Here is a 13,226-nt window from a genome sequence, read left to right as displayed (position 1 = left end):
TATCAGACCGCCCTCATCAGCAGGGTCGCGGCGATGAGGACCGCCGCACCGCCGAACATCGAGACCGCGTAACTGCGGGCATAGCCGTTCTGCAGCTTGCGCAGCCGCCCGGAGAGGCCGCCCATCGAGGCCGCCGTCCCGTTCACGACCCCGTCGACCAGGGTGTGGTCGACGTACACCAGGGAGCGCGTGAGGTGCTCCCCGCCGCGCACCAGCACGACGTGGTTGAAGTCGTCCTGGAGCAGGTCGCGCCGGGCGGCCCGGGTGAGCAGGGAACCGCGCGGGGCGACGGCCGGGACGGGGCTGCGCCCGTACTGGAGGTAGGCGATTCCGGCACCGACGACCAGGAGGACCATCGTGGCCAGCGTGACCGTGAGGGCGCTGACGGGCGAGTCACCCTCCGAGTGCCCGGTGATCGGCTCCAGCCAGTGCAGGAAGCGGTCGCCGAAGCTGAAGAAGCCACCCGCGAAGACCGAGCCGAAGGCCAGCACGATCATGGGGATCGTCATGGACCTGGGCGACTCGTGCGGGTGCGGCTCGTGGCCCTCCGCGTCCGGCTGCCAGCGCTTCTCTCCGAAGAAGGTCATGATCATCACGCGCGTCATGTAGTACGCGGTGATGGCCGCGCCGAGAAGGGCTGCGCCGCCGAGGATCCAGCCCTCGGTACCGCCCTTGGCGAAGGCCGCCTCGATGATCTTGTCCTTGGAGAAGAAGCCCGACAGGCCCGGGAAGCCGATGATGGCGAGGTAACCGAGGCCGAAGGTGACGAAAGTGACCGGCATGTACTTCCTGAGGCCGCCGTACCTCCGCATGTCGACCTCGTCGTTCATGCCGTGCATCACCGAACCGGCGCCGAGGAACAGCCCCGCCTTGAAGAAGCCGTGCGTCACCAGGTGCATGATCGCGAAGACATAGCCGATGGGGCCGAGGCCCGCGGCCAGCACCATGTAGCCGATCTGCGACATCGTCGAGCCGGCGAGCGCCTTCTTGATGTCGTCCTTCGCGCAACCGACGATCGCACCGAACAGCAGGGTGACGGCACCGACCACGGTGACGACCAACTGCGCGTCGGGCGCGGCGTTGAAGACCGCGCCCGAGCGGACGATCAGGTAGACACCGGCGGTCACCATCGTCGCGGCGTGGATGAGGGCCGAGACCGGGGTCGGGCCCTCCATCGCGTCCCCGAGCCAGGACTGCAGCGGCACCTGGGCGGACTTGCCGCAGGCGGCGAGCAACAGCATCAGCGCGACGGCGGTGAGCTTGCCCTCGGTGGCGCCGCCGACCAGCCCCGGGTGCCCCTCGGTGCCGAGCACCGGTCCGAAGGCGAAGGTACCGAAGGTGGTGAACATCAGCATGATGGCGATCGACAGGCCCATGTCGCCGACGCGGTTGACCATGAAGGCCTTCTTCGCGGCGGTGGCGGCGCTGGGCTTGTGCTGCCAGAAGCCGATCAGCAGGTACGAGGCGAGGCCCACGCCCTCCCAGCCGACGTACAGCAGCAGGTAGTTGTCCGCGAGGACGAGCAGCAGCATCGCCGCGAGGAACAGGTTCAGATAGCCGAAGAAGCGGCGGCGCCGCTCGTCGTGCTCCATGTATCCGATGGAGTACAGGTGGATCAGCGAGCCGACGCCCGTGATCAGCAGAACGAACGTCATCGACAGCTGGTCGAGCTGGAAGGAGACGTCCGCCCGGAAGCCCGCGACGGGGATCCAGCTGAACAGGTGCTGGCCGAGGGGCCGGTCGGCGGCGCTCTTGCCCAGCATGTCGGCGAAGAGGACCGCGCCGATCACGAACGAGGCTGCCGCGAGCGCCGTGCCGATCCAGTGGCCGACGGCATCGAGCCGCCTGCCGCCGCACAGCAGTACGGCCGCTCCGAGCAGAGGCGCCGCTACCAGCAGCGCAATCAGATCTTCCACGATTCAGCGACCCCTTACAGCTTCATCAGGCTGGCGTCGTCGACCGAGGCCGAGTGGCGGGAACGGAACAGCGACACGATGATCGCGAGCCCGACCACGACCTCCGCGGCGGCGACGACCATCGTGAAGAAGGCGATGATCTGGCCGTCGAGATTGCCGTGCATGCGGGAGAAGACGACGAACGCGAGGTTGCAGGCGTTGAGCATGAGCTCGACACACATGAAGACCACGATCGCGTTGCGCCTGATCAGCACGCCGGTGGCGCCGATCGTGAACAACAGGGCGGCGAGATAGAGGTAGTTGACCGGATTCACTGGGACGCCTCCTCCGTCTTCGTGCGCTCCAGGCGTTCTTCGGCGCGCTGCTCCAGTGCCTTCAGGTCGCTCAGTGCCTCGGTGGACACGTCACGGACCTGGCCGCGCTCCCGCAGCGTCTTGTTGACGGTCAGCTCCGAGGGGGTGCCGTCCGGGAGGAGACCCGCGATGTCCACCGCGTTGTGCCGGGCGTAGACACCCGGGGCCGGCAGCGGCGGCAGGTGCTTGCCCTCCCGCACCCGCTGCTCGGACAGCTCGCGCTGGGTCTTGGGGCGCTCGGTGCGCTCCCGGTGCGTGAGCACCATGGCGCCGACGGCGGCCGTGATGAGCAGCGCGCCGGTGATCTCGAAGGCGAACACGTACTTCGTGAAGATGAGGGCCGCGAGACCCTCCACGTTCCCGTTGGCGTTGGCCTTGCCCAGGCCGTTGAACTCCGTCAGGGACGCGTGGCCGATGCCCGCGATCAGCAGGACGCCGAAGCCGAGACCGCAGACCAGGGCCAGCCAGCGCTGCCCCTTGATGGTCTCCTTGAGGGAGTCCGCCGCGGTCACACCGACGAGCATGACCACGAACAGGAACAGCATCATGATCGCGCCGGTGTAGACGACGATCTGCACGATGCCCAGGAAGTACGCGCCGTTGGCGAGGTAGAACACCGCCAGGACGATCATGGTCCCGGCGAGACAGAGCGCGCTGTGCACGGACTTCTTCATGAAGACGGTGCACAGGGCGCCGATCACGGCGACGGTGCCGAGCACCCAGAACTGGAAGGCCTCTCCGGTGGAGGTGGAGTAGGCGGCGAGCTGCGCGCTCATGCCTCCACCCCCTCTTCATGAGGCTTCTCGCCCTTGGAGACGGCCACTTGACGCACGGTGCCGGGCGCCGCCTCCGTGACCAGACCCTGGTAGTAGTCCTGCTCGTCCGTCCCGGGGAAGATCGAGTGCGGTGACTCGACCATGCCCTCCTCGAGACCGGCGAGCAGCTGCTCCTTGGTGTAGATGAGGTTGGCACGGCTGCTGTCCGCGAGCTCGAACTCGTTCGTCATCGTCAGCGCGCGCGTGGGGCACGCCTCGATGCACAGACCGCACAGGATGCACCGCGCGTAGTTGATCTGGTAGACGCGGCCGTAGCGCTCGCCGGGCGAGTAGCGCTCCTCCTCGGTGTTGTCCGCGCCCTCCACGTAGATGGCGTCCGCGGGACAGGCCCACGCGCACAGCTCACAGCCGACACACTTCTCCAGGCCGTCCGGATGGCGGTTGAGCTGGTGCCGGCCGTGGAACCGCGGGGCCGTGGTCTTGTGCTGCTCCGGGTACTGCTCCGTCAGCCGCTTCTTGAACATGGCCTTGAAGGTCACACCGAAGCCGGCGACGGGGTTCTGGAAACCGGGTTTGGTCTCCTTCGGCTCCTCAGACATCCGACCCCTCCTTTCCGTCACGAGATCCGCCGTTCGATCCGTCACTCGCAGTATCGGACCCACCACTGACAATCAACTCCCGCTCGCGGCGCGGGCGGCGCCGCGGCACCGGCGGCAGCTCCTGTCCCGGCAGCGGCGGCACCGGGAATCCGCCGGCCATCGGGTCGAAGGCGGCCTCGGCGGGCGCCTCCTGGGCCTCCGGCTTCTCGCGGAAGATGTCCACGGCGAACGAGATCAGCAGCAGCACGAGGACACCACCGCCGACGTACAGGGCGATGTCGGCGAAGTCGTAGTTCTGGTTGCGCAGGGTCCGTACGGTCGCGACGAGCATCAGCCACACCACGGAGACCGGGATGAGGACCTTCCAGCCGAGCTTCATCAGCTGGTCGTAGCGGACGCGCGGGAGCGTGCCGCGCAGCCAGATGAAGAAGAACAGCAGCAGCTGCACCTTCACGACGAACCAGAGCATCGGCCACCAGCCGTGGTTGGCGCCCTCCCAGAAGGTGCTGATCGGCCACGGGGCCCGCCAGCCGCCCAGGAAGAGCGTCGTCGACACGGCCGAGACCGTCACCATGTTCACGTACTCGGCGAGCATGAACAGCGCGAACTTGATGGACGAGTACTCGGTGTTGAAGCCGCCGACGAGGTCGCCCTCGGACTCCGGCATGTCGAAGGGGGCACGGTTGGTCTCACCGACCATCGTGATGATGTAGATCACGAAGGAGACCGGCAGCAGCAGGACGTACCAGCGGTCGTGCTGCTGCTCGACGATCGTCGAGGTCGACATCGACCCGGAGTAGAGGAACACCGAGGCGAACGCGGCGCCCATGGCGATCTCGTAGGAGATCATCTGCGCGCAGGATCGCAGTCCGCCGAGGAGCGGATACGTCGACCCGGAGGACCAGCCCGCGAGCACGATCCCGTAGATGCCGACCGAGGCGACCGCGAGGATGTAGAGCATCGCGATCGGCAGGTCGGTCAGCTGCATCGTGGTGCGGTGCCCGAAGATCGAGATCTCGTTGCCCGCGGGCCCGAAGGGGATCACCGCGATCGCCATGAAGGCCGGGATGGCCGCGACGACCGGTGCGAGGACGTAGACCACCTTGTCCGCGCGTTTGACGATGACGTCTTCCTTGAGCATCAGTTTGATGCCGTCGGCGAGCGACTGGAGCATGCCCCAGGGGCCGTGCCGGTTGGGGCCGATGCGCAGCTGCATCCAGGCGACGACCTTGCGCTCCCACACGATGGAGAAGAGCACGGTGATCATCAGGAAGGCGAAGCAGAAGACGGCCTTGACGACGACCAGCCACCAGGGGTCGCGGCCGAACATGGAGAGGTCTTCCGTGGCGAGGTACGGAGTGTACGGCGTCATGCCTCCACCTCCTTGGGGGCCTCGGTGGCGAGCGTCGCCGGACCGATGCGGACGAGTGCGCCGGGCAGCGCCCCCGTGTCGGAGGCGACGCCCCCGCCTGCGGAGTTCAGCGGAAGCCAGACCACGCGGTCGGGCATCTCGGTGATCTGCAGCGGGAGGGCGATGGTCCCGGCGCTGCCGGTGACGGCGAGGAGGTCGCCCTCCTTGACACCCGCCTCGGCGGCCGTGGCGGGCGACACGCGTGCGCGTGCCGCGTGCCGCGTGCCGGCGAGCGCCTCGTCGCCCTCCTGGAGGCGCCCTTGGTCGAGCAGCAGCCGATGGCCCGCGAGGACGGCCTCCCCGGCGGCGGGACGCGGCAGCGATGCCGCGACCTCGACGGGTTCGGCGGCCCGCGGGCCGCCCCAGGCGCCGAGCCGGTCGAGCTCGCCGCGCGTGGTGCGCAGGTCCGGCAGACCGAGGTGTACGTCCATGGCGTCGGCCAGCATCTGCAGCACCCGCGCGTCGGTGGGTGCCGGGTTGCGCGTCATCTGGTCGGGCTTGAGCGCGGCCTCGAAGAGGCGGGCCCTGCCTTCCCAGTTGAGGAAGGTGCCCGACTTCTCGGCGACCGCGGCCACCGGGAGGACGACATCCGCGTGTTCGGTGACCGCACCGGGACGCAGTTCGAGCGACACCAGGAAGCCGATCTCCGAAAGTGCCTCACGCGCGCGTGCCGGGTCGGGCAGGTCGTCGACCTCCACACCCGCCACCACCAGGGCCTGCAGCTCGCCGGCTGCGGCGGCCTCGACGATCTGGCCGGTGTCGCGACCGTAGCGGTGCGGGAGCTGGGAGACGCCCCAGGCCGCGGCGACCTCCTCCCGCGCGCGCGGGTCGGTGGCCGGACGTCCGCCCGGCAGCAGCGACGGCAGAGCGCCCGCCTCGATGGCGCCGCGTTCCCCCGCCCGCCGCGGGATCCACACCAGCGTGGCGCCGGTCGCGGCCGCGGCCCGTACGGCGGAGGTGAGCCCGCCCGCCACGGCGGCGAGCCGCTCGCCGACGACGATCACCGCGCCTTCACCGCGCAGTGCCTCGGCGGCTCCGGCTCCGTCGCCCTCCAGACCGACCCCGCTCGCGAGGGCGTTCAGCCACTCGGTCTCGGTACCGGGCGCGGCGGGCAGCAGCGTGCCTCCCGCCTTGGCCAGGCCGCGCGTCGCGTGCGTGGCGAGGGAGAAGGACTTCTGCCCGTGTCCGCGCCAGGCCTTGCGCAACCGCAGGAAGACTCCGGGCGCCTCCTCCTCGGACTCGAAGCCGACGAGCAGAACCGCGGGCGCCTTCTCCAGGGAGGTGTACGTGACGCCCGTACCGTCGAGGTCCCGTCCGCGGCCTGCCACACGGGCCGCCAGGAAGTCGGCCTCCTCGGCGCTGTGCACGCGCGCGCGGAAGTCGATGTCGTTGGTGTCGAGGGCCACGCGCGCGAACTTGCTGTAGGCGTAGGCGTCCTCGACGGTGAGCCGGCCGCCGGTCAGGACACCGGTCCTGCCCCGGGCCGCCAGCAGTCCGCGGGCCGCGGCCTCCAGGGCTTCCGGCCAGGAGGCGGGTTCCAGTTCGCCGGAGTCGCCGCGGACCAGAGGCGTCTCCAGCCGGTCACGCTGCTGCGCGTACCGGAAGCCGAAGCGCCCCTTGTCGCACAGCCACTCCTCGTTGACCTCGGGGTCGGGGGAGGCGAGGCGTCGCATCACCTTGCCGCGCCGGTGGTCCGTGCGGGTCGCGCAGCCGCCCGCGCAGTGCTCGCACACCGAGTGCGAGGAGACGAGGTCGAAGGGGCGGGAACGGAAGCGGTACGCCGCCGAGGTCAGCGCTCCGACCGGGCAGATCTGGATCGTGTTCCCGGAGAAGTACGACTCGAAGGGATCACCCTCACCGGTGCCGACCTGCTGGAGCGCCCCGCGCTCGATCAGCTCGATCATCGGGTCGCCCGCGATCTGGTTGCTGAACCGGGTGCAGCGGGCGCACAGCACGCACCGCTCGCGGTCGAGCAGCACCTGCGTGGAGATCGGGACCGGCTTCTCGTACGTCCGCTTCTTTCCCTCGAAGCGGGATTCGGCGCTGCCGTGCGACATCGCCTGGTTCTGCAGCGGGCACTCGCCGCCCTTGTCGCAGACCGGGCAGTCCAGCGGGTGGTTGATGAGCAGCAGCTCCATCACGCCGTACTGGGCCTTCTCGGCGACGGGCGAGGTGAGCTGTGTCTTCACCACCATCCCGTCCGTACACGTGATCGTGCAGGACGCCATGGGCTTGCGCTGTCCCTCGACCTCGACGATGCACTGGCGGCAGGCACCGGCCGGGTCGAGCAGCGGGTGGTCGCAGAAGCGGGGGATCTCGATGCCGAGCTGTTCCGCGGCGCGGATGACCAGGGTGCCCTTGGGCACGCTGATCTCGGCGCCGTCGATCGTCAGCGAGACGAGTTCCTCCGGCGGAACCGCCGCCTCTCCCCCTCCCGAGGGAGCGCTGGTGGTCACCGTCATGCGTTCACCTCCGTGTGCTTGTCCGCCCAGGCCGTCGACCTGGCCGGGTCGAAGGGGCAGCCGCGGCCCGTGATGTGCTGCTCGTACTCCTCGCGGAAGTACTTGAGCGAGGAGAAGATCGGCGAGGCGGCACCGTCGCCGAGGGCGCAGAACGACTTGCCGTTGATGTTGTCGGCGATGTCGCCCAGCTTGTCGAGGTCGGACATGACGCCCTTGCCGGCCTCGATGTCGCGCAGCAACTGCACGAGCCAGTAGGTCCCTTCGCGGCACGGGGTGCACTTGCCGCAGGACTCGTGCGCGTAGAACTCGGTCCACCGGGTGACCGCGCGGACGACACAGGTCGTCTCGTCGAAGCACTGGAGCGCCTTGGTGCCGAGCATGGAACCGGCGGCGCCCACTCCTTCGTAGTCAAGGGGGACGTCGAGGTGCTCTTCGGTGAACATCGGTGTCGAGGAGCCGCCCGGTGTCCAGAACTTGAGCCGGTGCCCGGCGCGCATGCCGCCGCTCATGTCGAGGAGCTGACGGAGCGTGATGCCGAGCGGGGCCTCGTACTGGCCGGGGCTGGTGACGTGGCCGCTGAGCGAGTAGAGCGTGAAGCCCGGGGACTTCTCGCTCCCCATCGACCTGAACCATTCCTTGCCTTTTTGCAGGATTGCGGGAACTGACGCGATCGACTCGACGTTGTTCACCACAGTTGGGCACGCATAGAGCCCTGCGACGGCTGGGAAAGGGGGACGAAGCCGCGGTTGACCACGGCGGCCTTCGAGCGAGTCGAGCAGTGCGGTCTCCTCACCGCAGATGTACGCGCCCGCGCCCGCGTGCACGGTGAGCTGGAGGTCGAGTCCGCTGCCCAGGATGTTCTCGCCGAGGTAGCCCGCGTCGTAGGCCTCACGGACGGCCTCGTGCAACCGCCGCAGCACAGGGACGACTTCACCGCGGAGATAGATGAAGGCGTGCGAAGACCGGATGGCATAACACGCGATCACAATGCCCTCGATGAGGCTGTGCGGGTTCGCGAAGAGGAGCGGGATGTCCTTGCAGGTCCCCGGCTCCGACTCGTCGGCGTTGACAACTAGATAGTGGGGTTTGCCATCGCCCTGCGGAATGAACTGCCATTTCATTCCGGTGGGGAATCCCGCGCCGCCCCGGCCGCGCAGACCGGAGTCCTTGACGTACGCGATCAGGTCGTCCGGCGACATGGCCAGCGCCTTGCGCAGCCCCTCGTACCCCTCGTGCCTCCGGTAGACGTCCAGCGTCCAGGACTGGTCCTCGTCCCAGAAGGCCGACAGCACGGGTGCGAGCAGCTTCTCGGGGCTGGTCTCTCCGCCGCGCTCGAATGCGCTCGCGCGGGCGGTGCCCCCGTTCTCGGGTGCCAAGGTCATCACTCCCCCTCCTCGGCTGTGGGACCCGCCGGGTGCGACGGGTCGGAGGCCGATGTGTCCTGCGGCGCGTCGTGCGAGCTCAGGTGCTCGGCCGGCGGCTGGTCCTGCGGAGCGCCTCCGCCTCGCGGATGGACCACACGCGCGGCACCGCTCTCCCCCTTGGCCAGGCGGAGGCCGATCAGCGAGGCGGGACCCGCGCTGCCACCCGCTTCGACGGCCCCCGCGCGCTCGTCGGGGAAGCCCGCCAGGATCCGGGCGGTGTCCTTGAAGGTGCAGAGGGGGGCGCCGCGGGTGGGCTCGACGGTCGTTCCCGCGCGCAGGTCGTCGACGAGGCGCTTCGCGGAGGCCACGGTCTGGTTGTCGAAGAACTCCCAGTTGACCATCACGACGGGTGCGAAGTCGCAGGCCGCGTTGCACTCGATGTGTTCCAGGGTGACCTTGCCGTCGCCGGTGGTCTCGCCGTTGCCGACGCCCAGGTGGTCCTGCAGGGCCTCGAAGATCGCGTCGCCGCCCATGACCGCGCACAGGGTGTTGGTGCACACACCCACCTGGTAGTCACCGCTCGGCTTGCGCCGGTACATCGAGTAGAAGGTCGCGACCGCGGTGACCTCGGCGGTGGTCAGGCTCAGTACGTCCGCGCAGAACTGCATCCCCGTGCGCGTGACATGGCCCTCCTCCGACTGCACGAGGTGCAGCAACGGAAGGAGCGCCGAGCGGGAGTCCGGATAGCGGGCGATGATCTCGCGCGCGTCCGCCTCGAGCCGGGTCCGAACGTCGTCCGGGTAGTCGGGCGCGGGCAGTCGGGGCATGCCCAGGCTGACGCCCTCGGGGGTGGTGGTCACCGGTCGACGCCTCCCATCACGGGGTCGATGGACGCGACGGCGACGATGACGTCGGCGACCTGGCCGCCCTCGCACATCGCCGCCATGGCCTGCAGGTTGGTGAAGGACGGGTCCCGGAAGTGGACCCGGTAGGGGCGGGTGCCTCCGTCGGAGACCGCGTGCACCCCGAGCTCGCCCTTGGGCGACTCGACCGCCGCGTACGCCTGTCCCGGCGGGACGCGGAAGCCCTCGGTCACCAGCTTGAAGTGGTGGATGAGGGCCTCCATGGAGGTGCCCATGATCTTCTTGATGTGGTCGAGGGAGTTGCCCAGACCGTCGGGGCCGAGCGCGAGCTGCGCGGGCCAGGCGATCTTCTTGTCGGCGACCATGACCGGGCCCGGCTGGAGCCGGTCCAGGCACTGTTCGACGATGTGCAGCGACTGGCGCATCTCTTCCAGGCGGATCAGGAAGCGCCCGTAGGAGTCGCAGGTGTCGGCGGTCGGGATCTCGAAGTCGTACGTCTCGTAGCCGCAGTACGGCTGGGACTTGCGCAGGTCGTGCGGCAGGCCCGCCGAGCGCAGTACGGGTCCGGTGGCGCCGAGGGCCATGCAGCCGGCCAGGTCGAGATAGCCGACGTCCTGCATGCGGGCCTTGAAGATGGGGTTCCCGGTGGCGAGCTTGTCGTACTCGGGAAGGTTCTTCGTCATCTTCTTCACGAACTCGCGGATCTGGTCCACCGCGCCGGGCGGCAGGTCCTGGGCGAGTCCGCCGGGGCGGATGTACGCGTGGTTCATCCGCAGGCCGGTGATCAGCTCGTAGATGTCGAGGATCAGTTCACGGTCCCGGAAGCCGTAGATCATGATCGTGGTGGCGCCGAGTTCCATGCCTCCGGTGGCGATGCACACCAGGTGGGAGGAGAGCCGGTTCAGCTCCATCAGGAGCACACGGATGATCGTGGCACGGTCGGGGATCTGGTCCTCGATGCCGAGGAGTTTCTCGACCGCGAGGCAGTACGCCGTCTCGTTGAAGAACGGCGTCAGGTAGTCCATGCGCGTCACGAACGTGGTGCCCTGCGTCCACGTGCGGTATTCGAGGTTCTTCTCGATGCCGGTGTGGAGGTAGCCGATGCCGCAGCGGGCCTCGGTGACCGTCTCGCCGTCGATCTCCAGGATGAGCCGGAGCACGCCGTGTGTGGAGGGGTGCTGCGGGCCCATGTTGACGATGATGCGCTCGTCGTCGGACCTCGCCGCGGACTGTGCGATCTCGTCCCAGTCGCCGCCGGTGACCGTGTAGACGGTGCCCTCGGTCGTCTCGCGGGCGGATGCGGCAGAAGAAGGGGTCTGTGTGCTCATGAGTACGACCTCCGCTGGTCCGGAGCCGGGATCTGGGCGCCCTTGTACTCGATGGGGATGCCACCGAGGGGATAGTCCTTGCGCTGCGGGTGGCCCTGCCAGTCGTCCGGCATCATGATCCGCGTCAGCGCCGGGTGTCCGTCGAAGACCAGGCCGAAGAAGTCGTACGCCTCGCGCTCGTGCCAGTCGTTCGTCGGATAGACGGGGACGAGCGACGGGACGTGCGGGTCGGCGTCGGGGGCACTGACCTCGACGCGGATCAGCCGGTTGTGGGTGATCGAGCGCAGGTGGTAGACGGCGTGGAGCTCGCGGCCCTTGTCGTTGGGGTAATGCACTCCGCTCACACCCGTGCACAGTTCGAAGCGGAGGGCCGGGTCGTCGCGGAGGGTCTGGGCGACCCGGACCAGGTACTCGCGTTCGATGTGGAAGGTGAGCTCGTCGCGGTCGACGATCGTCTTCTCGATCGCGTTCTCGGGGACGAGTCCCTGTTCCTCCAGGGCGCCCTCCAGCTCGTCGGCGACCTCGTCGAACCAGCCGCCGTAGGGGCGGGCGGCCGGGCCGGGCAGCCGGACGGAGCGGACCAGGCCGCCGTAGCCGGAGGTATCGCCGCCGTTGTTGGCGCCGAACATGCCGCGCTGGACGCGGATCTCCTCGCCACCGTCGCCACGCTGGCCGGGGAGGTTGGACGCGCCGAGGTCCTTCTCCGGATTCACGCCGTTGCCGGCGCCGTTCGCGTCGCTCACCGCAACAGGCCCTTCATCTCGATGGTGGGGAGCGCCTTGAGTGCCGCTTCCTCCGCCTCGCGGGCCGCCTCCTCGGCGTTCACGCCGAGCTTCGAGGACTGGATCTTCTGATGGAGCTTGAGAATCGCGTCCATCAGCATCTCGGGCCGCGGCGGGCAGCCGGGCAAATAGATGTCGACCGGAACAATGTGGTCGACCCCCTGCACAATGGCGTAGTTGTTGAACATTCCGCCCGACGAGGCACAGACGCCCATGGAGATCACCCACTTGGGGTTGGGCATCTGGTCATAGACCTGCCGCAGTACGGGCGCCATCTTCTGGCTGACACGCCCGGCGACGATCATCAGGTCGGCCTGGCGCGGTGACCCGCGGAAGACCTCCATGCCGAAGCGCGCCAGGTCGTAGCGGCCCGCGCCGGTCGTCATCATCTCGATGGCGCAGCAGGCGAGTCCGAACGTGGCGGGGAAGACGGACGCCTTGCGTACCCAGCCCGCGGCCTGCTCGACGGTGGTCAGCAGGAATCCGCTCGGCAGCTTTTCTTCGAGTCCCATGTCTTAAAGGCCCCTCAGTCCCATTCCAGGCCGCCGCGCCGCCATACGTACGCGTACGCGACGAAGACGGTGAGCACGAAGAGCAGCATCTCCACGAGCCCGAAAACACCCAGGGCGTCGAAGGTGACGGCCCAGGGGTAGAGGAAGACGATCTCGATGTCGAAGACGATGAAGAGCATCGCCGTCAGGTAGTACTTGATCGGGAAGCGCCCGCCGCCGGCCGGCGTGGGGGTCGGCTCGATTCCGCACTCGTAAGCCTCGAGCTTGGCCCGGTTGTATCGCTTTGGACCGATAAGCGTGGCCATGACCACGGAGAAGATCGCAAAGCCTGCCCCGAGGGCTCCCAGTACGAGGATCGGCGCATACGCGTTCACGCTCCTCGCTCCTCTCAGTCGGCACTGACTGCTGGCGGTTGCGTCGGGCAAGCACTTCCGCCCACCCGTCCCACGAGCCCCGTGCGTCCCGACGAAGATCGCGTACATGTGAAGCAGGTCACAAGCCCAACTGCCTCGCATCCTATGCCCGCCGGTCTGTGATCTGCGACACGGGGTATTGCACAAGCTTTGTGATCTCCACCACCTGACGAAGGATCATGAAGTCGGATGAGCGGTGATCTTCACACGCGAAGCGTCCGCACGGTCACCAGAGGTGACATTTCCGCTAGTCGTCCCAGGTCCGGGGCGACGTCTCCATATCAAGAGAGTTCCTCCGCATGCAAATTGGCGATGGACGGGACGGCTTGATAGAGGAGCCGTTCACACGTCGGAGGGAGGGGTGCGGACGGATGTGGACGACATCCACGCGTGCACGCGTTCACGAGCAGGGGGCTCTCCGGGTCTACGCGCGACGCATGCCATCCG

12 protein-coding genes are annotated in these 13,226 nt (G+C 68.4%); all 12 read right to left on the bottom strand.

What is annotated here, in order from left to right:
- Positions 1-2: 2 nt before the first annotated feature.
- The 12 genes from nuoL to OHB41_RS27060 are packed head-to-tail and all read right to left on the bottom strand — an operon-like array spanning position 3 to position 12,740.
- Complete coding sequence (nuoL, locus tag OHB41_RS27115; RefSeq protein ID WP_266700758.1) at positions 3-1,916, bottom strand: NADH-quinone oxidoreductase subunit L; 1,914 nt, start codon at positions 1,914-1,916, stop codon at positions 3-5.
- Positions 1,917-1,930: 14 nt separating this feature from the next.
- On the bottom strand, positions 1,931-2,230 hold the full coding sequence (gene nuoK, locus OHB41_RS27110) for an NADH-quinone oxidoreductase subunit NuoK (RefSeq protein WP_018568277.1): 300 nt from the start codon (positions 2,228-2,230) through the stop codon (positions 1,931-1,933).
- Positions 2,227-3,045: an NADH-quinone oxidoreductase subunit J gene (locus tag OHB41_RS27105; RefSeq protein WP_266700757.1), complete on the bottom strand. Its 819-nt coding sequence runs from the start codon at positions 3,043-3,045 to the stop codon at positions 2,227-2,229. Before OHB41_RS27105 ends, nuoK begins: the two co-directional genes overlap by 4 nt.
- Positions 3,042-3,644 (bottom strand): NADH-quinone oxidoreductase subunit NuoI, encoded by a 603-nt coding sequence (gene nuoI, locus OHB41_RS27100; protein WP_168529530.1) that lies wholly within the window; start codon positions 3,642-3,644, stop codon positions 3,042-3,044. Before nuoI ends, OHB41_RS27105 begins: the two co-directional genes overlap by 4 nt.
- Positions 3,637-5,016 carry an NADH-quinone oxidoreductase subunit NuoH gene (gene nuoH / locus OHB41_RS27095; protein ID WP_266700756.1) on the bottom strand — a complete coding sequence of 460 codons (1,380 nt, stop codon included), beginning with the start codon at positions 5,014-5,016 and terminating at the stop codon, positions 3,637-3,639. Before nuoH ends, nuoI begins: the two co-directional genes overlap by 8 nt.
- Entirely contained in the window at positions 5,013-7,517 is a 2,505-nt protein-coding gene (locus OHB41_RS27090; protein ID WP_266700755.1) for an NADH-quinone oxidoreductase subunit G, read from the bottom strand. The genes nuoH and OHB41_RS27090 overlap by 4 nt, the downstream gene beginning before the upstream one ends.
- Positions 7,514-8,899, bottom strand: coding sequence for an NADH-quinone oxidoreductase subunit NuoF (gene nuoF, locus OHB41_RS27085; RefSeq protein WP_266700754.1), 1,386 nt, complete (start codon positions 8,897-8,899; stop codon positions 7,514-7,516). The genes OHB41_RS27090 and nuoF overlap by 4 nt, the downstream gene beginning before the upstream one ends.
- On the bottom strand, positions 8,899-9,708 hold the full coding sequence (gene nuoE, locus OHB41_RS27080; RefSeq protein ID WP_266706163.1) for an NADH-quinone oxidoreductase subunit NuoE: 810 nt from the start codon (positions 9,706-9,708) through the stop codon (positions 8,899-8,901). The genes nuoF and nuoE overlap by 1 nt, the downstream gene beginning before the upstream one ends.
- Positions 9,709-9,737: 29 nt before the next feature.
- Positions 9,738-11,072: an NADH-quinone oxidoreductase subunit D gene (locus OHB41_RS27075; protein ID WP_266700753.1), complete on the bottom strand. Its 1,335-nt coding sequence runs from the start codon at positions 11,070-11,072 to the stop codon at positions 9,738-9,740.
- Positions 11,069-11,815 (bottom strand): NADH-quinone oxidoreductase subunit C, encoded by a 747-nt coding sequence (locus tag OHB41_RS27070; RefSeq protein WP_266700752.1) that lies wholly within the window; start codon positions 11,813-11,815, stop codon positions 11,069-11,071. Before OHB41_RS27070 ends, OHB41_RS27075 begins: the two co-directional genes overlap by 4 nt.
- The gene (locus OHB41_RS27065) at positions 11,812-12,366 is read right to left on the bottom strand and encodes a NuoB/complex I 20 kDa subunit family protein (RefSeq protein ID WP_007383964.1); all 555 of its coding nucleotides are present in this window, start codon (positions 12,364-12,366) and stop codon (positions 11,812-11,814) included. Before OHB41_RS27065 ends, OHB41_RS27070 begins: the two co-directional genes overlap by 4 nt.
- Before the next feature lie 14 nt (positions 12,367-12,380).
- Complete coding sequence (locus tag OHB41_RS27060; RefSeq protein WP_007383963.1) at positions 12,381-12,740, bottom strand: NADH-quinone oxidoreductase subunit A; 360 nt, start codon at positions 12,738-12,740, stop codon at positions 12,381-12,383.
- Between the last annotated feature and the right edge of the window lie 486 nt (positions 12,741-13,226).

This window comes from Streptomyces sp. NBC_01571 (genome assembly GCF_026339875.1).
Lineage (GTDB): Bacteria > Actinomycetota > Actinomycetes > Streptomycetales > Streptomycetaceae > Streptomyces.
This window is presented reverse-complemented; position numbering and strand designations above follow the sequence as displayed.